We start from the raw sequence: 24,981 nt of genomic DNA, 5'->3' as shown, positions 1-24,981 counted from the left end.
CCAGCAAAGGGCGCTAGTTGTCTCTTGGCTTCGGCCGACCCCGCAGTTGCGCCTCCGCTGGTGATGGGTAGCTTTGGGCGTAGCCATTCCACTTTGTTATGGATTAGTTTACGTGATCTTCTTCTTTGAGTGTGGGGTGAGTGGTCCTGTTGCCGCTGCGGCGCTGGGGGATTGCCTCCCGCCAAGAGCCAACCAGCAAAGGGCGCTAGTTGTCTCTTGGCTTCGGCCGACCCCGCAGTTGCGCCTCCGCTGGTGATGGGTAGCTTTGGACGTAGCCATTCCACTTTGTTATGGATTAGTTTACGTGATCTTCTTTGAGTGTGGGTGAGTGGTCCTGGTACCGCTGCGGCGCTGGGGGATTGCCTTTCGCCAGGAGCCAACCAGCAAAGAGCGCTCGTTGTCTCCTGGCTTCGGCCGACCCCGCAGTTGCGCCTCCGCTGGTTATTGGTAAGCTTTGGGCGTAATCATTCCACTTTGTCACTAGATTAATTTACGTGATCTTCTGCTTAGTGTGCATGGTGTATGGAACTGGTGTTGTTTCGACCGCTGTTTCTCCCTTTGCTAGTTAGTTTCTTTTATATGGAAAAGGAAACGTCTTTTATAATTCTAAGCTTTTTTAAAAAACATTATAAAGAAGGTAATAGTAAACTTTCACACACTCTACAAAGGGATTGGAACGCAGGGTGGCGACTCCTGTGGGATCAGCGTGAAGGTGAGACCCCGCAAGGAGCAAAGCGACGAGGAGGCTCACCGCACGCCCCACGGAAAGCGTCCACCCGGAGTGCAGACTTCCTTAGCACTTACTATCAAGCTTTCTAGCACTTGTTATGATGAAAATTTTAATGTTTCTGAAAGGAGAGAGAAGGATGTCGTTACGCTTTGTTACAGGTCGGTCTGGTACTGGAAAGACTACATTTATTGAGCAGGAAATTGCAGAAGAATTGAAAGAACGACCGATGGGGGCTCCGATCATAGTAATTGTACCCGATCAGTTGTCTTATTCGATGGAATATAGTTTATCCGTTAAGTTTGGATTAACAGGAATGATCCGCGCGCAAGTACTGACTTTTAAACGGCTGGCTTGGCGTGTTCTTCAAGAAGTCGGTGGCATTACACGAGAAGAAGTCGATAGTTTTGGCTACCGGATGCTCGTGCGCAGTGTGCTTGAAGAAAATAAAGAATCGTTTAAGCTGTTTCGACAGGCGGCTTCGAAAAATGGGTTTGCCGAGCAGATCAGTGATGTGATGAAAGAATTCAGTAAATACTGTATCGATCAAGCATCATTTGCTGAACTAACGGTCTTACTCGAAGACAAACAAGCACCTAGAATTTTGCTAGATAAGGCACATGATTTGCAGCTGTTGCTCGGAAAAATAGAACAACGACTCGGCACGACGTATATGGATAGTGAAGGCCAGCTAACGGCACTAGCGGAGCAGATACCACATGCAAATTTATTGAAGGATGCGTCTGTCTATGTTGATGGCTTCGGGGATTTTACGACGCAGGAGTACAACATCATCAACCAATTAATGAAGTTTGCGAAACGTGTCACCGTGGTACTGCCGATGGAAGAGAAATTGCATAGCGGAGAACATGAATTGTTTTATACGGCAGAACAACAATATACGACTCTCCAACAACTTGCTTACAGTGAATCGGTCGACATCGAAGAACAAATTCATCTTACGGAAATGAAGCGTTTTGCGAACGAAGAATTGAGCCATCTCGAAGCTCAATTTGATCGCTATCCGCCTGCTGCAAGAGAAGCAGAGGGACATATCCAGTTGATTGAAGCGACAAATCGACGGGCAGAAGTGCATGCGGTGGCTCGTTCTATCCGAAAACTGATGCGAGAGGGCAAACGATATCGCGGCATGGCGATCGTCTATAGACAGCCTGACGTTTATGATGAATTGATCCAGACAATTTTCTCGCAATATGATATTCCAGTATTTATTAGCCAAAAGAAATCGATGCTTCACCATCCGCTCATTGAGTTTGCGCGTTCGCTGCTGGAAGCGGTTCGGACGGATTGGTCGTATGAAGCTGTATTCCGTGCAGTTAAAACGGATTTGTTCTTTCCTTCTAATGAGAATAAGCAAATATGGCGGGAACGGGCAGATCGACTGGAGAATTTCGTGCTGGCTAAAGGTATCCACGGCAGTTTTCGTTGGCATGATGAAGAACGCTGGAAGGTCAGTCGCTACCGTGGATTAGAAATGATCCGTCCGGTCCAGACCGATGAAGAACTCGCGATGCAAGCAGAATATGCAGAGACTCGAGATATGATTCGCCAACCACTTATGCAGCTAGAAGACAAGCTGAAAGGAGCGGTGACGGGACGAGATGTTGCGGAAGCACTGTTCTTTACGATGGAGTCTCTGAACGTTTATGACAAGATCGTGGAGCTTCAATTGGAAGAGAAGAAGGAACAACGACTGCGCGCTGCTGCTGAGCATGAACAAGCCTGGAACAGTTGGATTAACGTGTTGGACCAATTCGTTTTGATGTTTGGTGACAAGGAGCTGCCGATTGCAGAAGCGATTAAAATTTTGGATGAGGGGTTTGATACGCTGGAGTTCAAACTCATTCCACCTGCTCTCGATCAAGTGAGTGTCACGACGGTAGAGCTGTTTAATTCAATGGATATCGAATCTGTATTCGTGCTCGGAGCGAATGAAGGGGTCTTACCGCTACGAAGTGATCAGGAAGGCTTGCTCTCCGATAATGATCGGGAATTATTTATGGAACTTGGGATTACATTAGCTCCCACATCCAAAATGCAGCTCATGCGTGAATCTTATATGGTCTATCGTGCATTTACTGGTGCAAGTGAGCGGCTAATCGTGAGTTATCCAATTGCTGACGAAGAAGGCAAGGCACTTATTCCTTCTCTGTACATCCCGAGGTTGCACCAGATTTCATCTGGCATTCCGGTCGAATTAGCAGTCATTGAACCAACAGAATTACCTGATTCTGAAAATAAGATGAACTATATCGAGCACCCTGAAGTCGCGTTGTCTTATGCCGTACGTGTCATGAGACAAGCGAATTCTCAAGAAGAGATCGCACCAGAGTGGCAGGCCGTGCTCGCTTATTATAAAGAAGATCCGCTTTGGTCCTCTATCATTCAATCGATCGTCCAACCTGCATTGAAACGACAGAAAACCGAAATGCTCGATCCGCAACTGACAACTGGTTTATATGGTTCGGAATTCACGACAAGTGTCTCTCGGATCGAGTCGTATTATAGTTGTCCTTTCCAACATTTCACGACGTATGGTCTCGGTTTACAGGAACGTTTTGAATTTCAATTGGAGGCTCCTGATATCGGTGATTTATTCCATGCTGCGCTGAAATGGGTGTCTGACGAAGTGATGCGCCAAGGGTTGTCATGGGCAACGCTGACGAAAGAACAGTGCTGGCAGCTCGGACGGGAAGCGATAGAGGCACTGACACCGAAGTTTTTCCATCGGATTTTGCTGTCCAGTCAACGTTACGCGTATATTCAACGAAAGCTCATGCAAATTATCCAACGGACGATCCGTGCTTTGCAGTCGCAAGCTCGTAACTCACGCTTTACACCGATTGCGATTGAAGCGGGATTTGGACCGAATGAAGAGATTCCACCATTAGAAATTCATTTGAAACATGGTCAACAGATGAAAATTAGAGGACGAATTGATCGGGTAGATACGATGCAAAAGGATGATCAGACATTTTTACGTGTAGTCGACTATAAATCTTCAGCTCGTGCGCTCGATCTAACAGAAGTGTATTATGGCTTATCCTTGCAGATGCTGACGTATTTAGACGTGGCACTGGAACACGCGCAAGATTGGCTTGGTGTATATGCAGATCCTGCAGGTGTGCTTTATATGTATGTGCATAATCCAATGCTTCGTCTGACAAAAGAGCTGACAGAGGATGCGGTGGAGAAAGAACTGCTGAAATCGTATAAAATGCAAGGTTATATAGTTGAGGATTCAGAAGTGGCGTTGGCAATGGATGAGAATATCGAAAGTGAGTCGCTTGTCATACCTGCCCGTTTGAAGAAAGACGGTTCGTTTTATTCAACGTCGAAGGTTATTGCACCGGAAGACTTGACGATGATGCGTTCATTCGTTCGAAAAAAACACCAGCAAGCTGGAAATGCCATGCTATCCGGTGATACACGAGTTTATCCATATCGTTTGAAAGAACAGATGCCGTGCCAGTTTTGCTCTTATCAGTCTATTTGTCAATTTGACCGGACGGACCCGACACAGCCTGAACGACAATACGCAGCATATAAACCGGAAGAATCATTAGAAAAAATGCGGAAGGAGGTAGACAACGATGAAAATTCCCGCTAAGCCACCACATGAGACGTTTACAGATGAACAATGGAAAGCGATTCATGCGTCAGGTAAAGACATCCTCGTCTCTGCTGCCGCAGGATCAGGAAAAACCAAGGTCCTCATTACGAGAATGATTGAAAAAGTGTTGAACGTAAACAAGCCGATTGATGTTGATCAGTTGCTAGTCGTGACCTTTACAAATGCAGCGGCTGCAGAGATGCGTCATCGGATGGCGAGCGCACTTGAGGAGGCGATATTGCGTGATCCGTCTTCTGTTCACTTGCGCAGACAGCTAAACTTGTTAAATAAAGCACAGATTTCTTCCTTGCACTCCTTCTGTTTGCAAGTCGTGCGGCAATATTCTTATGTATTGGATATCGATCCGGGATTCCGAATCGCTGACCCTACGGAAGCTGCCATTTTACGTGATGATACGATTGCCATCATATTGGAAGACACCTATAGCAAGCCAAATCCCGAAGAAATCTACCGATTAAGTGATAGCTTCACAGCAGATCGTAATGACCAGGCGATCGAGACATTAATCGACCGACTCTATGATTATTCACGTGTTCATCCGAATCCTGCTGAGTGGCTACAGATGATCCCGCGGCAGTATGAAATAGGTGATCATGTGACGATCGACGAATTGTCATTCATTGAGCCACTGAAATTAGCGATTCGGCATACATTGGAAGAAGCCAAGACGGTAGCGCAAGATTTGCAACGCCTAGCTGAAATGAATGAAGGTCCTTTACCACTTCTTGCTACGGCGAAAGCGGATGAGGCCTGGATTGACGGTGCGATTGACTACGTCGTGAATGGTCAATGGGAAGATGCCTATGCGTATTTTCAGACGTTGACGTGGTTTAAAGCAGGAACGATAAAAAAAGATTCATGTGATGAAGAGCTGGCCAAGCGTGGCAAGGCGATGCGCGATTCTGTGAAAAAGATTGTTACTTCATTGAAAGAGACGTATTTTACGCGGACGCCAGCGAGGCTTCTCGAAGAAATTCGGCTAATGGCTCCTTTAATGCATACGTTAGTCGATTTAGTGAATGATTTTGCTACTCGCTATCAGTCGATCAAGGAAGAGAGAGGGCTCGTTGATTTTTCAGACTTGGAACATTATGCCCTACAGATTCTGTCAAAAGAAGAGGATGAACAGCTTGTTCCTTCCGATATTGCAATCGATTATCAGAATCGTTTTGCTGAAGTGTTAGTGGACGAGTATCAGGACGTAAACTTTTTACAAGAAGCTATTCTTCAACTCATCAAGAAAGGCAATGAGACGGACGGAAACTTGTTTATGGTTGGCGATGTCAAACAGTCGATTTACCGTTTTCGTCTCGCTGAACCTGGCTTGTTCTTAGGGAAGTACGAACGATTTGAGGAAGACTTTTTAGATCAAGGATTGAAAATTGATTTGAATGCGAATTTCCGAAGTCGTGAGGAAGTGCTCGATGCGACCAACTTTATTTTTAGGCAGATCATGGGTGCACGTGTTGGAGAAATAGAGTACGACGATGCAGCCGCACTGAAATATGGAGCGCAATATCCCGAGAAAGAAGTATCCGCGGGGTTGACGATTTTGTATGAGAATGAAGAGGATATGGAGTTTTCAGAGGAGCAGCAAACGCAACAGGAACTGAAGAAATCACAGGCGGAAGCACGATTTATTGCTCAGAAAATTAAGCAGTGGCAGGTGGATCAAGAGCAAGTGGCGGATGCATTCAGTGGAAAGAAACGCCCTTTGGAATATCGGGATATTGTCATTTTGATGCGTTCGATGACTTGGTCAAGTGAAATTGCAGATGAACTGAAAGCGGCAGGCATTCCCGTTTACGTGGAATTATCTTCTGGTTATTTCGACGCCATTGAAGTGATGATTATGCTGAATACGCTACGTGTCATCGATAATCCATATCAAGATATACCACTCGTTTCTGTATTACGCTCTCCATTTGTCGGTGTGACGGAAAATGAATTGGCCCAAATTCGTTTGTCTAAGCGCAATGCACCGTTTTACGAAGCCGTTCAAGCGTTCATTCAAACGGGTGGTGCCGGTATGGAGCAAGTGACACAGGAAAAACTTCAACGCTTTTTCTTGCGTTTAGAAGATTGGAGAAATTTGGCGCGACATGGCTCACTGTCAGAACTGATCTGGAAAGTCTATCAGGACACGTATTATTACGAAATGGTCGGGATATTGCCGAATGGTAAACAGCGTCAAGCGAATTTGCGTGCGCTACATGATCGTGCATTGGCGTATGAAAAGACATCATTTCGAGGACTTTTCCGTTTCTTGCGATTCGTCGATCGGATGCGCAAGCGCGGAGATGATCTGGGCGAAGCGCGTTTCATGAGTGAAAAAGAAAATGTTGTGCGCATCATGACGATTCACTCATCAAAAGGGCTGGAATTTCCTTATGTATTTCTCGCAGGGATGGGCCGTCCGTTCAATAAAATGGACTTTCATCAACCATATTTATTTGACCAGCATTTTGGATTGGCCGTAAAGGCGATTGATCCCGATAAGCGAATTACATTCACTTCGCTGCCTTTTTTAGCGGTGAAAGAGAAGAAGGAACTAGAAATGCGTGCAGAGGAAATGCGGGTGCTTTATGTCGCGATGACGCGAGCTAAAGAGCATTTGGAATTGGTTGCCTCTGTGAAAGATATTGAAAAAACGATGAATCAGTGGCAAGAAGCTCAATTGCTTGATCCTTCTGCGCCTTTACCCGAGTACAAACGTTCACGAGCAGGTGGCTACTTAGATTGGATTGGTCCCGCCATTGCTCGGCATATGGCATTCTGTAAGTTTGGCAAGGCTGTGGGTGGAGAGTTACTGGACGATCCGTCTAAATGGGAAGTGAATGCGTATCCATTTTCTGCTTTCCATGGCACAGAATCGGTGAAAGTCGATGATTGGATTCCGATGGATGTTGGGTCTACTGACATGGTAGATCCTCAACTAGTTGAACTAGTGCGCAGCCGTTTTGATACTCGCTATCCGTTTGAGCATGCTGTAGAGATGCCTTCGAAGCAGTCAGTTAGTGAGCTAAAGCGGATTGCACTATTGGAGCTAGAACGGGGAGATGCCGATCCGTTTGAAGAAATGCAACCTGACGTAGCGAGTAGTCCTTCCTTTCTACATGATCGTCCCTCATTTTTACAGCAACGATCATTGACGAAAGCGGAAATTGGCAGCGCCATGCACACGGTAATGCAACACATCGATTTAGCACAGCCATTGGATGAGATTTCGGCTGCACAGTTCGTAGAAGAGCTAAAGAAACGTGAGCTTTTGACGAAAGAGGAAGCAGCAGTGATCGATGTAGAAGCAATTGTTCAGTTTTACCAGACCCCTTTAGGTAAGCGTCTGCAACAGGCAGATCAAGTGTTACGTGAAATGCCATTTACTTATGCGTTGCCGGCAGAAAAAGGTGAGTTCCAGTTACTGCAAGGTATTGCCGACTGCTTGTTTCATGAAGAAGGAGACTGGGTGTTGATTGATTATAAGACGGACCAGGTCAGAGGATTTCATTCGGATGTAGCCGTGGCGAATGAAATGCAGAAGCGCTACGGTACGCAGTTAAATTTGTATAAGAACGTATTAGAATCAATTTTGTCGATTGAAATTAAAGAGATGCTCCTATATTTGTTTGATGGAGCGAAAATCATTACATTACAGGAGGAATTGGTTTGAAATTAACTCCAACACCTCTAACAGAGCGGGTCGATGGACTTGATTTTCTCAGAGGTCTGGCTTTACTAGGAATTTTTATTGCGAATATGCTGCACTTTCATTCGCCCTATGCGTACATGGATCCATATACGTGGTTCTCTACACCGGGTGATCAGTCGGCTTTCCATTTTATTGATGTGTTTATTGAGGCAAGTTTTTATCCTTTGTTTGCGATGTTATTCGGATACGGTCTGAATATGCAGTATGAAAAATCGCTAAAAAACCAGACGCCGTTTGCGCCATTCATGGCACGGCGCATGAGCTGGTTGCTCGTTTTTGGAATCTTTCATGCCCTTCTGATTTGGTTTGGGGATATTTTGTTTACGTATGCCATCATGGGCTTTATAATGATCGCGCTTGTTCGTATACCGAAAAAATGGCTGTTTTCATTGGCGCTTGTTTTGTATATTGTGCCATCATCGCTACTGTATATTTTTACTTTGATCAGTAGAAAAATTAATCCCAATTCACTGCTCGACGGATTTGTAGATATTCAGCAAATTGAGTTGGCGATTTCTGCTTATGCGCACGGTACATTTATTGAAATTTTTATGTATAGAATGAGTGAATGGTTCACGTACGGGGTGATTGGATTAATTACAGCGATTTTCGTTATTTTACCGTTGATGATGCTCGGTGCTGCATTTTCTAAATGGAAAATTATCGAGAACATGTATGCAATGAAATGGAAGTTAGTCGTGACCATGATCGTCTGTATCTCTTTAGGTATCTTACTCAAGAGTATGCCCTATATTGATGGTCCAAAATTCGAGAATATTTATCTCGTGCAATCTACATTTGGTGGCCCGATTTTGACGATTGGATACGTCGCGCTGTTTATGCTGCTATGGCAAATTCCATTTTTGAAGATCGTAACAAAGCCATTTGCAACGATTGGTAGAATGGCGTTCACGACGTATATTATGCAATCTATCATTGCTACACTGATTTTCTATTCATATGGCGCGGGTCTCTATGGTAAAGTAGATATAGTGACAGGAACGTGGCTGGCGATTGGTATTTTTGTGATCCAAATGATTGCAGCGCAGATTTGGTTGTCGAAATTTAGAATGGGACCATTGGAATCTATTTGGAAAAGGTTGTCCTACGGAAAGAATTTCGGCAATAAAGAGGAAAAAGGATAGATTTTGTCGTAACATAGTAGTATGTGAATACACATGGAAAGGGTTGGGCATTCAAATGAAACTATTGTCATTTCGTTACGAAGGACATACTTTATTCGGACCAAAAGTGAAACGTGAGGAAGCAGTTTGGAATGTGCTGGCAATGGCACAAGCACAACAGCAAGCAAATTTTCCGAAGACGATGATCGAAGCCGTGTCCCTTGGCATGGATTTTGTGGAAATGGTTCGTAAACTCGTGGAGAAAACCGAAGCGGAAGGAAATGCAGGGCAATTTAAACACGCATTTACGGATGTCGAGTGGCTAGCACCTATTCCTCGTACGCCTAAAAATGTAATGTGCGTAGGGAAGAATTATGCCGAACATGCACAAGAAATGGGAGCAGAAGCACCTCCTGAAAAAGTCATGTTATTTACAAAGTCACCTACCGCAATTGCAGCAGATGAGCAAACACTATCCATTCATAGTGAAGTGACAGATTCTCTAGATTACGAGGGAGAACTTGCAGTCGTCATTAGTAAAACAGGTAAAAACATTCCGAAACAACTAGCCTATGATTATGTGTTTGGGTATACAATTGCGAACGATATAACAGCGCGGAATGTGCAAGCGGATCATAAGCAGTTTTTCTTAGGTAAAAGTCTAGACGGCACGTGTCCAATGGGCCCGTATGTCGTAACGAAGGACGAAATTCCAAACCCACACAATCTATCAGTTGTGACGAAAGTGAACGATGAAGTTCGTCAGAATGGTAATACATCTTCCATGATGTTCAAAATTGACGAGTTGATTGCAGAAATATCCAAATACGTTACATTGGAACCAGGCGATGTGATTTTGACAGGTACTCCTGCTGGCGTAGGTAAAGGAATGAACCCGCCTACTTTCCTCAAAAAGGGCGATACGGTAAAGGTTTCGATTGAAGGAATTGGTACATTAGTGAACCGATTCGAATAAAATTTATTTGCGATGTAGTTATCATGAGCAATAGAATAGTAGTCGCTTGGAAATTATGGTAGCATATCAATCGACTATAATAAAATGAGGTGTCAAGATTGGGATTTTTAACAGATACGACCCACTTTCATATATTAACTTGGGTAGTGGGGATCGTTCTCTTTCTAGTGTCCGCTAGTATGGCTTCTGGAACGAAAGGGAAAAAAATCGCACATATGATTTTGCGTTTGTTCTACATTTTAATTATCGTGTCAGGAGCCGCATTATTCTTTACGCATATGGGTCTTAACTCCATGCTATACGGAATTAAATTCGTATTAGGACTTTTCACGATTGGTTTTATGGAAATGACATTGGTCCGTGGAAACAAAGGAAAGAATACAGGTCTTATGTGGATCTTATTCATCGTGTTCTTGCTAGCTACTTTATTTGTTGGATTCAAACTTCCACTAGGTTTCGACTTTTTAGCGTAAGTTGGAATGAAAATTTGGCGAGGGGGAGAGCAAATGGCAACACAGACCGGATGGGTATTTTTAATCGTTGTCCTTTCATTGATAGCGCTATTTGCAATCTCCGTCTTTGTCAGTTCGCGAAGACAACAAGAGCCTGATTTTTTTTCAGATGACGACAATTGAAGAAATGTAAGGCGCTTTACAAGCAGAGGAAGAATCCACAAAATTCTATCCTCTGTTTTTTGTTTGCTTACATACTGTTCGAGTAGCTGTATTTCACAAGATTGCCCTATTTACAAATGGCAATAGACGTTTTAAGAAGAAAGAATGGCACAGTGATCAGCCGTTTGATAAACTAATAAAAGAGTTTGCGTAAGGAGGATATACTATAGTGAAACGAATCATCGGACTACTGGCGGCATGTATGCTTGCCCTATCCATAGCTCAACCGATCACATATGCTGATACCGAGCCATCTTTCAGTCAAGAAAGTATCTATGATTTGCTCGTTGACCGTTTCAATAACGGCTTAGGAACGAATGATATAAATGTTGATACAAAAGACCTCAATGCCTTTAATGGAGGGGACTTTGCTGGAATTATCAATAGATTGCAGCACTTGATCGATATGCAGTTTACGATGATTTCCGTTGGGCCTGTTTTCAGCACGGCGTCTTATGACGGTAAGCAAGTACTCGATTATTCGGAAATTGAACCGCATTTCGGAACTGAAGAGGAATTTACAGGATTGATCAAAGAAATGCATGACAATGAATTGAAGATCATGACAGATTTTCCGCTTGGTGGTGTCAGCTCTGACCATATATGGGCGAATCAACTCCCAACGATTCCAACTAATGACGGAACGATTGATTGGGATCTACGTAAGGCGGAAGTACAAGAGCAGGTTATGGATGCAGCTATACAATTTGTGAAGACTTATGAAATCGATGGAATTCGTTTGACGAATCTCGATCAGGCAGACACAAATTTTCTTAATGACCTGATTGCTGCATTAAAAGAAGCACGCGAAGGTCTGTATGTTATTACCAACCAACCGAGTGAAGCTGCATTTGACAGTGCACCGGCTGAAGAACGTGATCAGGCTATCCAAAATGCATACGTCCAAGTGAACCCAGATTCATCTTCATTGGATAGATTTTCGAATGAAGATGAAAAAGGATTATTGCAGTTCGATGATTTGATGGGGGAACGCTTCACATATAAAATGGTAGAATTGCGCCAATTTCCGCCCACTCGTTGGAAGGCCGCCACAACCGCACTATTTACTTTGCCGGGTGTGCCGTTAGTGACCTATGCTACAGAAATAGCTGTCAACGGGAAAGAAGCACCGGATACACACCCACTCTTTAATTTTAAGACCGATATGGAATTAAAAGATTGGATTGGAAATCTCAATCAGTTACGTAATGAGTCGGAAACGTTGCGATCTGGTGATTTTAAGATATTGCACAATCAAGATGGATTTACTGTGTTCGAACGATCTTCCGAAAAGGAAAAGTGGATCATTGCGATTAATAATACGTCAGAACTCCAAAGTTTAGAAATTGACCCATCCATAATTGGAGAGAAGAAAAAGCTACGTGGTGTGCTTGATCAAGACTTGATCAAGGAAACAAAAGATGGAGAATACCATGTCGTCTTAGATCGGGAGTTAGCAGAGATTTATATCGTGGAAGATGATGAAGGGTTTAATACCCCTTATTTAATTGCTTCTGCACTAGTCTATATACTTTTCCTATCATTTTTATTCGCAGTCTTGCGTAAAGGAAGACAACGTCGAAGAGATGAAGCGTTAAAAGAAAAGCAATCAAAAGAATAAGTACAAAAAGAAGCCAGTCCGCATTTGTGCAGACTGGCTTTTTGCATGTGTATTATGAAGAACTGACTTTATTTAAGAAGAATAGTGCGATAGTTCCGGGTCCCGCATGAGAGCCGATGACGGACCCAATTTGGTGAATTTCGATTGCTTTCGGCTGGACGACTTCTTCAATCATTGCTTTGAATTCTAATGCCGTCGCTTCGTCGTCTCCGTGGCTTATTGCAATCGTTTGTTCTTCGAGATGGTTTCCGCGTTCTTCCATCATTTCGATCATTCGCCGGAATACTTTTTTACGACCCCGATGTTTTTCGATAGGTACTAATTTTCCACCTTCTACGTGAAGTAAGGGCTTAATGTTGAGAAGACCGCCAAAAAAAGCACTGGCTTTCGAAACGCGACCGCCCTTCGCTAAATAATCTAAGTCTTCCACTGTAAATAAATGCTCCATATGGGATGCCATGGCACGAATTTTTCGTTCGATTTCTCGGACATTCAATCCTTCTTTGCGCAACCGAACAGCTTCTTTAACCAATAGACCATACCCTAATGAAGCGCAACGTGAATCTATAAGTACAAGATTCATCGATGGATTGCCTTCTTTTACTTGATCGCTAGTCATGACGGCAGTTTGATAGGTTCCTGAAAGTTGTGAAGAGAATGCGATATAAATTCCATCTTCACCTGATTCGGCTAAGTCTTTCCAAGCTTTCATTAGCATGTCGGGTGAGGCTTGTGAAGTCTTTGGTTGATGTCCTTGGCGAATCGCATCAAACACTTCTTTTGAATGAATTTCTACGATGTCCTCATACTCTTTACCATTTAGTAGGACGCTTAGCGGAAATAACTCTACTTCCTGTTCTTCAAAGAAGGATTTTGGCAAGTCACACGCACTGTCAGCAAAAATTTTCATAGAATTTCCCCCTGAACACATATATTTTTCTCCATCAAGAACTGCTATTCGTATTAAGTTTTCCCTTCTGTAAAGAAAGTCGTTCCTCTAGAATATGCGAGATCCCGTCTTCATTATTAGAAGTAGTTACTTCGTCTGCGATGGACTTTAAGCGATCGATGGCGTTGCCCATTGCTACGCCGACGCCTGCATAGTCGATCATTTCTAAATCGTTGTCTTCATCTCCAAATGCAATGATACGATCCTTTGGGATATTAAGCCAATTAGAGACAGCATGTATCCCTACTGCTTTATTCAAGCCATGCCGTACGATTTCTACAATATTGAAAGGAGCTCCCCAGCGGCGATGATCGATGACTTCAGCATGGATATCCTCTAGATGCTGACGAATAGGGTCAATCGTTAGTTCGTTTGCTTGAATTAATAAACTAGTTGGGTCCGTTTTTAAAGATCTCCGCAAGTCGCCCTCTGTAATTTGTGGATTACCAAAGGTCAAAATATCTAAAAATCGTTCATCATGATATTGGGCATATACATCATCCATCACTTCGGCTACGATATTTTCTACAGGAAATTGTTGCATTGCTTCTACTACTTCATTGACAATTGGCAGGGCAATGGTTTCATGAATGGTCTTCCATGATGAGTCTACTGGATGGTGAACGAAGGCACCATTAAAATTGACAATGGGTGTAGTTAAACCAAGCTGATGATAATATACTTCACTTGCCCGATATGGACGCCCCGTAGCTATCATGAGATGATGCCCTTCAGAGGCCGCTTGTCGTAACGTTGCTTCAGTCTTTGGTGATATTACTTTTTCATCTGTCAATAAAGTTCCATCTAAGTCTAAAACGATTAAATGTGGTTTCAACAAAACCTCTCCTATTTTGTATTGTTTTTGTCAAGACAGTTCATTATATCTTCATAGTTTATCGTTAGTGAGGCAAGTAAGTCAAAGAATCGAAGGATAAGGCGAAGTTTTTGTCTTCTACGGAAAATGTTGTTATCCTAAAATAACAGTATACAATCGTTGGAAAAGAGGAATTTGAATGATTATTCGTTCGGAACAATGGCAGCATATCCCTGTACTCCATATCGTGGAAGAGAAAAGACAGCAAGAGCCTATTCCTGTTGTGGTGTTTTTTCATGGTTTTATGAGCGCGAAAGAACATAATTTGCATTATGCCTATAATTTGGCAAAGCAGGGGATTCGGGTGATTTTGCCAGATGCCAAGTTGCATGGGGAACGTGCAGAAGCAGTCGATGAATTTCATTTGCAACTTCACTTTTGGGAAATTGTGTTAGGTTCAATTGAAGAATTAGCATTGATTCATCAGGAATTAAAGGAACGTCAATTACTAGATGATCGTACGCCTGTTGGAATCGGGGGTACTTCAATGGGAGGAATCACTACATTTGGTTGTTTGGCAAGCTACGGTTGGATTGATGCAGCATCTATTATGATGGGATCTCCTGCGTTTACACGTTTAGCGAAAGGACAGATTGCCTATGCTGAACGAGGCGGTCGAACTTTACCGGTGACGCTTGCTGAGCGTGAGCAACTTTTCACGGCATTGGAGAGAGTGGATCTGTCTAAAAATCCAAGCAGGCTAAATCACCGTCCGATATTTATGTGGCATGGTGAACAGGATAGTTTAGTGCCATTTGAACTGACGAAAGAGTTTTATCATGAGATGCAGCAAGATTATCAAGAGTGCCCAGAGCGTCTAAGTTGGATGCCAGAAGAGGAAGCGGGCCATTCGGTTTCACGTTCAGGTATGCTTGCAGCAGTCAATTGGCTTGCACAGCATTTGAATGACAGGTAGTATGTTTGATAAGATGAACTTACTACACAACAGAGAGGAGCATTCCGATGAGCGAAGAAATAAAAGATTACCTGATGGGTGCGTTAGAAAATGTAATTGACCCAGAGCTTGGAGTTGACATTGTCAATTTAGGGTTAGTTTATAATGCAGAGCTACTTGATGAAGGAGTAGCCAAAATTACGATGACGTTAACGTCTATGGGCTGTCCGATGGGTCCGCAAATCGTAGCGAACATCAAACAGGAGTTAATGGAACTTCCAGAAGTGAAAGAAGTGGAAGTGGATATCGTTTGGAATCCACCATGGTCGCGCGAAAATATGTCGCGCTATGCAAAAATGGCACTAGGCGTTCGATAATCATTATTTTAACCATACCGCTGGTGGTGTGGTTTTTTTATGTTGTAGGGACTAGGTAAACCGCGCGAAAGTCGAGTCGGACCGATCCAAACCCTCTTCGAACCGAGCGAAAGTCGAGTCGTACCGATCCAAACCACCTTCGAACCGCGCGAAAGTCATGTAGGACCGATCCAAACCTTCTCAAACAAAAACAATTTCCCACATAAAAGAAGGAACTACAAGATTTTGTCGAATACATATGATATGGCAGGAATAAACAGTACCAAATAGGGGGAATGGGAAGTATGTCAGTGAAAACAGCAGATTTATGTGATGATTTTATGGAGGAATTGCAAGTGTGTACCATAGAATTTAATTCTTATGGAAAGCATAAGCGATTTTCTGGTCCAATTTCGACAGTGAAAGTGTTTGAAGACAATGTCTTAGTAAAGGAAGCGTTGCAAACGATTCCAGAAGGACATGTGCTAGTAGTAGATGGCGGAGGTTCCAGACGCTGTGCATTAATGGGGGATATGCTCGGTGAAATTGCACAAGAAAGAAAGTTGGCGGGCGTCATCATTTATGGTTGTGCTCGGGACACAGCTGATCTAGGAACACAAAATATTGGTGTAATGGCGATCGGGAGTATGCCGGTGAAAAGTATTAAGCGAGGCGAGGGGCAACGCGATGAAGTTCTTTATTTCGGCAATGTCGAATGGACACCTGGACATTATGTCTATGCAGATGAAGATGGAGTTGTCGTCGCACCAAGAAAATTAGTATAAGAAAACTCAGCCGCTTGCGCCATGCAAGTGGCTTTTCAATGCGAAGATAGCTGATCAAAAACTTACATAACTTCTCTTTTTTATGGAAGCAAATTAATGTACTTCTACTTAAAAATAGCTTATAATTTAGTTAATCAAAGATAGTCAAAGTCAAATAAACGGAAGGTGGATGTTTATGCGTATGGATGGTGTTCAAGAAGATCAGCGCTCCCCACTTGAGCAATTCGGTCGTAATCTTGTGGAAGAAGTGAAAAACGGAAAAATGGATCCGGTCATTGGTCGGGATGAAGAAATACGAAATGTTATACGGATTTTATCTAGGAAAACAAAAAATAATCCAGTTTTGATCGGAGAATCAGGTGTTGGTAAAACGGCAATCGTTGAAGGATTGGCACAACGTATTGTGAAAGGTGATGTGCCAGAAGGATTAAAAGACCGTCAAATTTTCGAACTGGATATGAGTGCGTTAATTGCAGGAGCAAAATATCGCGGTGAATTTGAAGAACGTCTAAAAGGTGTGCTTAAGCAAGTGAAAGACAGCAATGGACAAATCATACTGTTCATTGATGAAATTCATACAATTGTCGGTGCTGGGAAAACGGAAGGCGCAATGGATGCAGGGAATATGTTGAAACCGATGCTTGCACGAGGGGAGTTGTACTGTATCGGGGCGACCACTCTTGATGAATACCGAATGTATATCGAGAAAGATCCTGCGCTTGAGCGTCGTTTCCAACAAGTGATGGTCCGAGAGCCGTCTGTTGAGGATACGGTTTCGATTTTGCGTGGGCTAAAAGAGCGTTTTGAATTGCATCACGGGGTGCGTATTCATGACCGTGCATTGGTCGCAGCGGCTACTTTATCAGATCGCTATTTAACAGAACGGTTTATGCCGGATAAAGCCATTGATTTAATTGATGAAGCAAGCGCAATGATCCGAACAGAAATTGATTCGATGCCGCAAGAACTGGATGCAGTCACGCGTCGGATCATGCAACTTGAAATTGAGGAACAAGCATTGCGTAAAGAGAAAGATTCAATGAGCCAATCACGTCTTGTCACCTTGCGGGAGGAATTACAACAATTAAAAGATTCCTCAAAAGATATGCGGGCGCAATGGGATCAGGAAAAAGCTGCATTGAAAACGATTCAAAGCAAACGGGAAGAATTGGATAAGTATCGTCGCGAACTAGAAGAAGCGCAAGGCAGTTTTGATTTGAATAAAGCCGCTGAACTGCAATATGGAAAAATTCCTGAACTGGAAAAAGAATTAAAAGCAATGGAATCCCCCTTAGAAGGAAGTCAGGATCTTCGCTTATTGCGTGAGGAAGTGACGGAAGAGGAAATAGCCTCCATCGTGGCACGTTGGACAGGTATTCCTGTAACGAAGCTCGTGGAAGGAGAGCGTGAAAAATTACTGCGTTTGCATGAAACGTTGAAAGAACGGGTCATCGGACAGGATAATGCGGTACAACTAGTGACAGAAGCCGTTTGGCGTGCGCGTGCAGGGATTCAAGATCCGAATAAACCAATTGGATCGTTTCTGTTCTTAGGTCCGACGGGGGTAGGGAAAACGGAATTGGCCAAAACATTAGCTGCCACTTTATTTGATTCGGAAGATCATTTTGTGCGGATTGATATGTCGGAGTATATGGAGAAGCACAGTGTGTCGCGACTAGTCGGAGCACCTCCCGGGTATATTGGCTACGAAGAGGGCGGCCAATTAACTGAAGCGGTTCGCCGAAATCCATATGCCGTTGTATTGTTGGATGAGATCGAGAAAGCTCATCCAGATGTAGCTAATATTTTACTGCAAATTCTGGACGATGGTCGCATTACAGATAGTCAAGGTCGCCTAGTGAACTTTACCAATACGGTCGTCATCATGACATCGAATATCGGTTCCGCTTATTTAGTAGAAGAAGACCTCGAAGATTCAGATCACGCGAAGGAAGACCTGGTCATGGCAGAACTGCGTCGGCATTTTAAACCAGAATTATTGAACCGAATGGACGATATTATTATTTTCCATGCCTTAACAACTGATTCATTTAGATCAATTACGCGAAAAATGTTAGGAGATTTAACAGAGCGTCTGGCAAAGCAAGATGTTACGTTAGTGTATGATGGCAGTGTAGTGGATTGGATTGTGACGGAAGGTGCTGACGCGGACTTCGGTGCACGGCCGTTGAAACGATTTATTCAGCGATATGTTGAAACCAAGGTGGCCAAGGAAGTGATCAAAGGCGGGTTGCAGGAAGGTGAACAGATACAGTTAACGATGGATGATGGACAAGTGGTTGTTCAGGTCAGTAAGTAATCGAAAGTTTGTATATGAAAAAGCGTAAGAACTAGGTACAGTTCTTACGCTTTTTGTAGCTTCTCTTACACGTCTGCTGGAGCATCGTTAGGAATAATTGCTGTAATAATGAGTACAATTATAGCCAAAACAACAGAGACGGTAACGCCCGCCATAAAATCAAATTCAGCACCTACAATTGAACCTGCAACATAGTTCAACATAGAAACTAATAGGAATGACCAAACAAATGTCATAATATAGTGCATGATTTTCACCTCGACTAGTCTATTTCACAATACATCATACCATAGCCAATGAAAACGATGAAATGATAATACACGTTATTTTTGACGAAAACGTGTCCTAATATTGAAAAATGAGTAATGTTCTTTTATAATTAACACCAGGTACTAATATTAGATAACAAGGAACGGGGTAGATAATATGAGAGCAGGGCTTCTAGGTTTGGGGAAATATGTCCCGCCAACTGTTTTAACGAATGAAGATTTAGAGAAACGTATAGATACATCCGATGAATGGATTCGTTCACGCACAGGTATTGAAGAGCGGAGAATTGCGGATAATGAAACCAATACATCAGATATGGCTTATGAAGCAGCGAAAGAAGCACTTGAATCGGCAAATATACGTCCGGATCAGCTAGGTCTCATCTTAGTGGCGACTGTAACGCCAGATTACACGTTTCCTTCGGTTTCTACTATGATACAAGAACGTTTAGGTGCGAAGAATGCAGCAGCTATGGATGTTTCTGCAGCATGTGCAGGATTTATTTATGGTGTTGTGACAGCGAAGCAATTTGTAGAGTCAGGTGCTTATGAGTATGTCTTAGTCGTTGGCGTAGAAAAATTATCTAAAATAGTAGATTGGGAAGATCGGAATACGGCTGTTTTATTTGGAGATGGGGCCGGTGCTACAGTCGTAGGTAAAGTTAGTGAAGGTAGAGGAATTCTTTCATTCGAACTCGGTGCGGATGGATCAGGTGGGAAACATCTATGTCATAAAGAATTTATTGAAATGAATGGTCGTGAAGTGTTTAAGTTTGCTGTTCGCCAAATGGGAGAGTCTGCTCTTTCTGTCGCTGAAAAGGCAGGTCTTTCAAAGGATGATGTCGATTATTTAGTCCCACATCAAGCAAATATTCGAATTATGGAAGCTTCACGTGAACGTCTAGGCCTGCCTGTAGAAAAGATGTCTAAATCTGTTCATAAATATGGCAACACCTCTGCAGCGTCCATACCGATTTCATTGACGGATGATCTGGCTGAAGGACGTGTTAAAGATGATGACGTGGTAGTCTTGGTCGGATTCGGTGGCGGCTTGACTTGGGGTGCCTTATGTATAAAATGGGGTAAGTAAACAATAACCTTAACTAAAAAGTTGATGATAGAAAGGAAGTTTGAAATTGGAAAAACGACGCGTAGTGGTAACGGGAATCGGTGGAGTCTCACCAGTAGGGAATACCGCGGAAGATTCATGGAAAGCAGTTGTAGAAGGAAAATCCGGCATCGATATCATGACACGATTGGATCAAGAGAAATTTCCAGTTCGTGTGATGGCGGAGGTCAAAGGTTTTGACATTGAACAATATGTTTCACGTAAAGATGCCCGTAAAATGGATCGTTTCACACACTATGCTGTCGCTTCAGCCTTGATGGCAATGAAAGATGCGGAACTTGAGCTGGATGATGAGTTGGCGCTCCGCACGGGTGTCTGGATTGGCTCAGGTATTGGTGGAATGGAATCGCATGAAACGCAATTCAACACATTTCTTGAAAAGGGCTATCGACGAGTCAGTCCATTTTTCGTGCCGATGATGATTCCCGATATGGCGTCAGGGCAAGTATCAATTATTACAGGAGCAAAAGGGATCAATTCGTGTTCAGTGACTGCTTGCGCTTCCGGTACGAACTCGATTGGAGATGCATTCGAAGTTATCCTTCGTGGAGACGCAGATGTAATGATTACTGGAGGAACAGAAGCACCAATAACATCCCTTGCAGTGGCAGGTTTCATTGCCAGCACGGCTCTATCACTGAATGAAGATCCTGAGAAGGCATCCCGTCCATTTGATAAGAACCGTGACGGATTTGTAATGGGAGAAGGTGCTGGGATTCTGATCTTAGAAGAGTACGAACATGCGGTCAACCGTGGAGCTAAGATCTATGCGGAAATTGTGGGCTATGGTTCTACTGGAGATGCACACCATATCACAGCGCCCGCACCAGGCGGTGAAGGCGGCGCACGGGCAATGGTACAAGCGCTGAATAAAGCGGAGATTGAGCCAACGAAAATTGATTATATTAACGCACATGGGACGAGTACGCCTTATAATGATTTATTTGAGACGATGGCAGCCAAATCAGTGTTTGGCGACCATGCGTATAAATTAGCGATGAGTTCGACTAAATCAATGACAGGTCATTTACTCGGCGCGGCTGGCGGTATTGAAGCAATCTTTACAGTAAAGGCATTGCAGGAAGGGATTATCCCACCGACGATTCATTACGAAACGAAGGATCCTGAATGTGACTTGGATTACGTAGTCAATGAAGCTCGTAAAGCAAACATTACTTACGCCATGAGTAATTCCTTAGGTTTTGGCGGACATAATGCTTCCTTGGTATTTAAAAAAATATAATGCAAAATGCAAGGTTGTCCTGAAAGTCATTATAAAATGACGGGACAGCCTTTTCATTTTGTCTTGCTCATGAACGCTCATAAAGATATTGCAACTCCACCAGCAACTATTTTGTTATAGAAAGTAAAAAAACAAGTGACGATAACCAGTTGGTTACCATCACTTGCAACTGTTAGCACTTATAGGACAACACTTTCCAAAAGTCCATGTAACCGGACTCGTCTTAATTCCCCGTGACCAAACATAAGATAAAAGAAAACGATAAAGGACGAGGATCATTTTGACACGTTTTTTGGTCTTCCTATTTAGCTATTGCGTCATAGTGATTACAATAGCCAATTTACTCTTTTATTTGAACTATTCAGCACTAGGTTACGATTATCAGCAAATTGCTTTATTCATGTTGCAATCAACTGATTTCACTATGCTAGTCGTAGCCAGTATATTATTATTGTTTACCGTCTGCGTCCCAAGCCCATCGCAGCTTCCATTTTCTCGAGAGTAACTGAGGCGATCGCATGGGCTTTTTCGGCACCTTGATCCAGAATCAAATCTAGTTCAGGTGAATCAATTAATTCATGATAGCGTTGTTGGATTTCTTCTAAATGGTCGATAATCGTTGAGGCTACACCGGCTTTGAAAGCACCGTAGCCAAGACCTTCATATTTGGCCTCTAAATCAGTGATGGATAAGTCGCTTAGTGAGGACTCAATGGTCAATAGATTAGAGACACCTGGCTTATTGATACTATCAAATTTTACGATACCTTCTGAATCTGTAACAGCGCTCTTGATTTTCTTTTCAATTTCTTTTGGCGTATCTAAAATAGAAATCGTAGCCTTTTTATTCGGATCCGATTTACTCATTTTCTTTAGAGGATCTTGCAAAGATTTTACCCGGGCGCCGTTTTTTGGAATACGAACGGCAGGAATGGTCAATACTTGGCCATAACGGCTATTAAATCGTTCAGCCAAATCTCTTGTCAGTTCCAAATGTTGCTTTTGGTCTTCACCGACAGGAACGATATCCGTGTTATACAGTAAAATATCAGCAGCCATTAAAGGGGGATACGTCAATAGAGCTGCAGACACGCCTTCAGCGCCGTCTGATTTGTCTTTAAACTGCGTCATACGTTCTAGCTCACCGATATATGAAATACATTGCATGATCCATCCAGCTTGGGCGTGGGCAGGGACTTCCGATTGAATAAATAAAGTGGATTTATTGGGATCGATTCCGCTTGCGATATACGTGGCGGCTAGTGATTTGATCGCCCTTTTTAAGTTGTCAGGATCTTGCTGGACAGTAATGGCATGCTGGTCAACAATGCAAAAAATACAGTCCTCTTCATTTTGGAGCTCTACAAATTGACGGAAAGCTCCAATGTAGTTGCCTAACGTGATAATACCTGTTGGCTGGACGCCCGAAAAAATAGTTTTCATAAGTATAGTTCCTCCTTTGAAAAATTGGCATAAAAAAACACCAGTCATCCCTATAAAAAGGGACGATTGATGAAAAGTAACCGTGGTACCACCCGAATTGCTTCGTTAAAAGCCGCTCAAATCCCGTAACGAGGGAATACGTGACGAACTACTGTTGTTCATCCATCAAGCTCAGGAGCCCATTCATTTAGTGCGATTTTGCTTGCTCTCACCTAAGACAAGCTCTCTTTTAAAAACCGCTACAAAATTACTTTTTCCTTCATCGCCATTCACTTATTGCTTAAAATTATATAGAGTCACCATCACAAATGCAACTTTTCTTTACTAATTATGAAGCAAAATGAAACCTTTCAGTACATCTGTACGTACTATATTATAAGAGAGGTATAGGTTTAAGAATTCATCTAAATGAGAATACCTTTTATTACTTGCAGTAGGTTTAAACCATTTCATTCCTGGGTATAAAAATAAAAGATGTATAATTATCATAGAAAACATCATGATTCGTCAAAGTTTTGAAGAATGTTGCGATAGTAGGAATTCTGTATAAGTTTTTTAAAAAAGTATATTAATTGAGAATGAATATGTGTATAATAAGTAGTATAAAAATAAATTATAATTATTCTAAATTGAAATGTAAATATACCAAATCCAAATGAGCGTAAGCCGTGGGAAAGGACGTGTCAATAAATGGGTGTCACACTTTATACATCACCTAGTTGTACATCTTGTAGAAAAGCAAAAGCATGGTTGGAGGAACATGAAATTCCTTACACAGAGCGTAATATCTTCTCTGAACCATTGAATATCCAAGAAATCAAACAAATTCTCCGTATGACGGAAGATGGTACCGATGAGATAATCTCCACACGATCTAAGATTTTTCAAAAATTAAATGTAGATGTTGAAAGTCTTCCTTTACAACGATTATATGAATTGATTCAAGAACATCCAGGACTTTTAAGAAGACCAATCATTCTAGATGAAAAAAGACTCCAAGTAGGATACAATGAAGATGAGATTCGTCGTTTCCTACCGAGAAAAGTTAGAGCCTATCAGCTGCTCGAAGCGCGGCGAATGGTTAACTAATCTGAATACAAAAGCTGATAGGGATGACACACTGGATACATTTGTGCCTATCAGCTTTTTTGAATTGAATTTCCCTTGTATTCCTTTAGGATTTTCACTTCAATGCTTAGGCAATTGAAATAAACCCTTTCGAAATCGGTTTGGTCGACATATAGTATGAGTAAGCATTGCAAGTGACTTACTATTATAGACAGGGAAGGGCCTGTTCTACAGAAGGGAGAGATAAGGGATGGAAATAGAGCGCATTAACGAAAACACAGTAAAGTTTTATCTTTCTTATGGCGATATTGAAGATCGTGGTTTTAGTAAGGAAGATGTTTGGTATAATCGTGAAAAAAGTGAAGAGCTTTTTTGGGATATGATGGATGAACTGGGTGATGACACAGAGTTCGCAGTAGAAGGACCACTTTGGATTCAGGTGAATGCAATGAATGAGGGAATCGAAGTGATTGTAACCCGAGCGCATCTGCCGAAAAATGTAGAATCTTCACAATTTCCTTTCGGCATCGAAGATCCTGAAGAATTATTCGACCCGATCTTTGATGCAATCAATGAAACGGAAGAGGACAGTGAGGAAGAAGTGCAAGTCAAAGACAGATTGTTTGTATTCAATGAAATTGATGAGACGATTCCATTAGCTTCACAAATGGTTTCGCTCGAAGATCACTTTGAAACTCAGTTATATGCCTTTGAGGATCGTTACTATCTGAATTTGCGATTTGATTATAATCTCATCGAAACAAAACGTGCAAAAGATATTGCCAGCATGGTCACTGAATATGGGGTTCCGTCTAAAATGTCGATTCATCGGATAGAAGAATACGGCACAATCGTAATGGAATCCGATGTATTCGCTAAAATCGTTAAATATTTTGCATAACACTCTGAAAAGCTACCAATAAACTGGTAGCTTTTTTGTATTGTGCAACGAATGCATTAAAATAATTGAATAAACTAAAATGGGGAGAATTAATATTAGAAGAATTACTAGCCCGCTTCTCTTACATAGATATTGAAAGAAAAGAAATGTTGTTTTTAACTGATAGAAACTAGCGAAAGGCAATCCTCCAGCGCCGTAGCGATACCAGAACCACTCACATGCTACTCTTAACGAATTACTCTGCGAATAGAGTCTGTAACTAGA

Annotated in this window: 19 protein-coding genes and 1 other annotated feature; of the genes, 15 read left to right on the top strand and 4 right to left on the bottom strand. The window is 42.5% G+C overall.

Annotated elements, in window-relative coordinates:
* Positions 1-866 precede the first annotated feature (866 nt).
* From addB to GD002_RS08890, 7 genes are all read left to right on the top strand, one after another.
* Positions 867-4,358 carry a helicase-exonuclease AddAB subunit AddB gene (gene addB, locus GD002_RS08915; RefSeq protein WP_153732010.1) on the top strand — a complete coding sequence of 1,164 codons (3,492 nt, stop codon included), beginning with the start codon at positions 867-869 and terminating at the stop codon, positions 4,356-4,358.
* The gene (gene addA, locus GD002_RS08910; RefSeq protein ID WP_153732009.1) at positions 4,342-8,052 is read left to right on the top strand and encodes a helicase-exonuclease AddAB subunit AddA; all 3,711 of its coding nucleotides are present in this window, start codon (positions 4,342-4,344) and stop codon (positions 8,050-8,052) included. The genes addB and addA overlap by 17 nt, the downstream gene beginning before the upstream one ends.
* Positions 8,049-9,236: a DUF418 domain-containing protein gene (locus GD002_RS08905; RefSeq protein ID WP_153732008.1), complete on the top strand. Its 1,188-nt coding sequence runs from the start codon at positions 8,049-8,051 to the stop codon at positions 9,234-9,236. The genes addA and GD002_RS08905 overlap by 4 nt, the downstream gene beginning before the upstream one ends.
* A 55-nt stretch (positions 9,237-9,291) precedes the next feature.
* The gene (locus GD002_RS08900) at positions 9,292-10,191 is read left to right on the top strand and encodes a fumarylacetoacetate hydrolase family protein (protein WP_153732007.1); all 900 of its coding nucleotides are present in this window, start codon (positions 9,292-9,294) and stop codon (positions 10,189-10,191) included.
* A gap of 98 nt (positions 10,192-10,289) precedes the next feature.
* Complete coding sequence (locus tag GD002_RS08895) at positions 10,290-10,664, top strand: YisL family protein (RefSeq protein WP_153732006.1); 375 nt, start codon at positions 10,290-10,292, stop codon at positions 10,662-10,664.
* Positions 10,665-10,697: 33 nt separating this feature from the next.
* Positions 10,698-10,826 (top strand): hypothetical protein, encoded by a 129-nt coding sequence (locus GD002_RS18040; protein ID WP_255425155.1) that lies wholly within the window; start codon positions 10,698-10,700, stop codon positions 10,824-10,826.
* A 208-nt stretch (positions 10,827-11,034) separates the two neighbouring features.
* Entirely contained in the window at positions 11,035-12,486 is a 1,452-nt protein-coding gene (locus tag GD002_RS08890) for an alpha-amylase family glycosyl hydrolase (protein WP_153732005.1), read from the top strand.
* Positions 12,487-12,538: 52 nt separating this feature from the next.
* On the opposite strand, the gene GD002_RS08885 is transcribed toward GD002_RS08890, so the two are convergent.
* Positions 12,539-13,396 carry a DegV family protein gene (locus GD002_RS08885; protein ID WP_153732004.1) on the bottom strand — a complete coding sequence of 286 codons (858 nt, stop codon included), beginning with the start codon at positions 13,394-13,396 and terminating at the stop codon, positions 12,539-12,541.
* Positions 13,397-13,430: 34 nt separating this feature from the next.
* On the bottom strand, positions 13,431-14,270 hold the full coding sequence (locus tag GD002_RS08880) for a Cof-type HAD-IIB family hydrolase (RefSeq protein ID WP_153732003.1): 840 nt from the start codon (positions 14,268-14,270) through the stop codon (positions 13,431-13,433).
* Between the two features lie 178 nt (positions 14,271-14,448).
* Between GD002_RS08880 and GD002_RS08875 the strand changes: the two genes are divergently transcribed.
* The 4 genes from GD002_RS08875 (at position 14,449) to GD002_RS08860 (ending at position 18,665) form a co-directional block, all read left to right on the top strand.
* On the top strand, positions 14,449-15,225 hold the full coding sequence (locus GD002_RS08875) for a serine aminopeptidase domain-containing protein (protein ID WP_153732002.1): 777 nt from the start codon (positions 14,449-14,451) through the stop codon (positions 15,223-15,225).
* 47 nt (positions 15,226-15,272) lie between these two features.
* Complete coding sequence (locus tag GD002_RS08870) at positions 15,273-15,581, top strand: metal-sulfur cluster assembly factor (protein WP_153732001.1); 309 nt, start codon at positions 15,273-15,275, stop codon at positions 15,579-15,581.
* A gap of 284 nt (positions 15,582-15,865) precedes the next feature.
* Positions 15,866-16,345 (top strand): ribonuclease E activity regulator RraA, encoded by a 480-nt coding sequence (rraA, locus tag GD002_RS08865; RefSeq protein WP_153732000.1) that lies wholly within the window; start codon positions 15,866-15,868, stop codon positions 16,343-16,345.
* Between the two features lie 169 nt (positions 16,346-16,514).
* On the top strand, positions 16,515-18,665 hold the full coding sequence (locus GD002_RS08860; RefSeq protein WP_153731999.1) for an ATP-dependent Clp protease ATP-binding subunit: 2,151 nt from the start codon (positions 16,515-16,517) through the stop codon (positions 18,663-18,665).
* A gap of 65 nt (positions 18,666-18,730) precedes the next feature.
* On the opposite strand, the gene GD002_RS08855 is transcribed toward GD002_RS08860, so the two are convergent.
* The gene (locus GD002_RS08855; protein ID WP_153731998.1) at positions 18,731-18,913 is read right to left on the bottom strand and encodes a YjzD family protein; all 183 of its coding nucleotides are present in this window, start codon (positions 18,911-18,913) and stop codon (positions 18,731-18,733) included.
* Between the two features lie 178 nt (positions 18,914-19,091).
* On the opposite strand from GD002_RS08855, the gene GD002_RS08850 reads away from it, so the two are divergent.
* Both GD002_RS08850 and fabF read left to right on the top strand, forming a co-directional pair.
* Positions 19,092-20,024 (top strand): beta-ketoacyl-ACP synthase III, encoded by a 933-nt coding sequence (locus tag GD002_RS08850; protein WP_153731997.1) that lies wholly within the window; start codon positions 19,092-19,094, stop codon positions 20,022-20,024.
* A 46-nt stretch (positions 20,025-20,070) separates the two neighbouring features.
* Positions 20,071-21,306: a beta-ketoacyl-ACP synthase II gene (gene fabF / locus GD002_RS08845; protein ID WP_153731996.1), complete on the top strand. Its 1,236-nt coding sequence runs from the start codon at positions 20,071-20,073 to the stop codon at positions 21,304-21,306.
* A 455-nt stretch (positions 21,307-21,761) separates the two neighbouring features.
* Here the strand turns inward: fabF and trpS are convergent, their stop codons facing one another.
* On the bottom strand, positions 21,762-22,748 hold the full coding sequence (gene trpS, locus GD002_RS08840) for a tryptophan--tRNA ligase (protein ID WP_153731995.1): 987 nt from the start codon (positions 22,746-22,748) through the stop codon (positions 21,762-21,764).
* A gap of 55 nt (positions 22,749-22,803) precedes the next feature.
* Positions 22,804-23,020 (bottom strand) — a binding site (T-box leader).
* A gap of 418 nt (positions 23,021-23,438) precedes the next feature.
* On the opposite strand from trpS, the gene spxA reads away from it, so the two are divergent.
* Positions 23,439-23,837: a transcriptional regulator SpxA gene (gene spxA, locus GD002_RS08835; RefSeq protein WP_009765721.1), complete on the top strand. Its 399-nt coding sequence runs from the start codon at positions 23,439-23,441 to the stop codon at positions 23,835-23,837.
* 229 nt (positions 23,838-24,066) lie between these two features.
* Positions 24,067-24,717 carry an adaptor protein MecA gene (gene mecA, locus GD002_RS08830; RefSeq protein ID WP_153731994.1) on the top strand — a complete coding sequence of 217 codons (651 nt, stop codon included), beginning with the start codon at positions 24,067-24,069 and terminating at the stop codon, positions 24,715-24,717.
* Positions 24,718-24,981: the final 264 nt, after the last annotated feature.

This window comes from Sporosarcina obsidiansis (assembly GCF_009651005.1).
Classification (GTDB): Bacteria; Bacillota; Bacilli; order Bacillales_A; family Planococcaceae; genus Sporosarcina; species Sporosarcina obsidiansis.
The sequence above is the reverse complement of the archived record's forward strand: the minus strand, read 5'-3'. Positions and strand labels throughout refer to the sequence as shown.

Excerpts from the sequence above, each read along its gene's own strand:
- addB (WP_153732010.1), top strand. The coding sequence starts at position 867 with ATGTCGTTACGCTTTGTTACAGGTCGGTCTGGTACTGGAAAGACTACA.
- addA (WP_153732009.1), top strand. The coding sequence starts at position 4,342 with ATGAAAATTCCCGCTAAGCCACCACATGAGACGTTTACAGATGAACAA.
- GD002_RS08900 (WP_153732007.1), top strand. The coding sequence starts at position 9,292 with ATGAAACTATTGTCATTTCGTTACGAAGGACATACTTTATTCGGACCA.
- GD002_RS18040 (WP_255425155.1), top strand. The coding sequence starts at position 10,698 with ATGGCAACACAGACCGGATGGGTATTTTTAATCGTTGTCCTTTCATTG.
- GD002_RS08885 (WP_153732004.1), bottom strand. The coding sequence starts at position 13,396 with ATGAAAATTTTTGCTGACAGTGCGTGTGACTTGCCAAAATCCTTCTTT.
- GD002_RS08875 (WP_153732002.1), top strand. The coding sequence starts at position 14,449 with ATGATTATTCGTTCGGAACAATGGCAGCATATCCCTGTACTCCATATC.
- GD002_RS08870 (WP_153732001.1), top strand. The coding sequence starts at position 15,273 with ATGAGCGAAGAAATAAAAGATTACCTGATGGGTGCGTTAGAAAATGTA.
- rraA (WP_153732000.1), top strand. The coding sequence starts at position 15,866 with ATGTCAGTGAAAACAGCAGATTTATGTGATGATTTTATGGAGGAATTG.
- GD002_RS08860 (WP_153731999.1), top strand. The coding sequence starts at position 16,515 with ATGTTTATGCGTATGGATGGTGTTCAAGAAGATCAGCGCTCCCCACTT.
- GD002_RS08855 (WP_153731998.1), bottom strand. The coding sequence starts at position 18,913 with ATGCACTATATTATGACATTTGTTTGGTCATTCCTATTAGTTTCTATG.
- GD002_RS08850 (WP_153731997.1), top strand. The coding sequence starts at position 19,092 with ATGAGAGCAGGGCTTCTAGGTTTGGGGAAATATGTCCCGCCAACTGTT.
- trpS (WP_153731995.1), bottom strand. The coding sequence starts at position 22,748 with ATGAAAACTATTTTTTCGGGCGTCCAGCCAACAGGTATTATCACGTTA.
- spxA (WP_009765721.1), top strand. The coding sequence starts at position 23,439 with ATGGGTGTCACACTTTATACATCACCTAGTTGTACATCTTGTAGAAAA.
- mecA (WP_153731994.1), top strand. The coding sequence starts at position 24,067 with ATGGAAATAGAGCGCATTAACGAAAACACAGTAAAGTTTTATCTTTCT.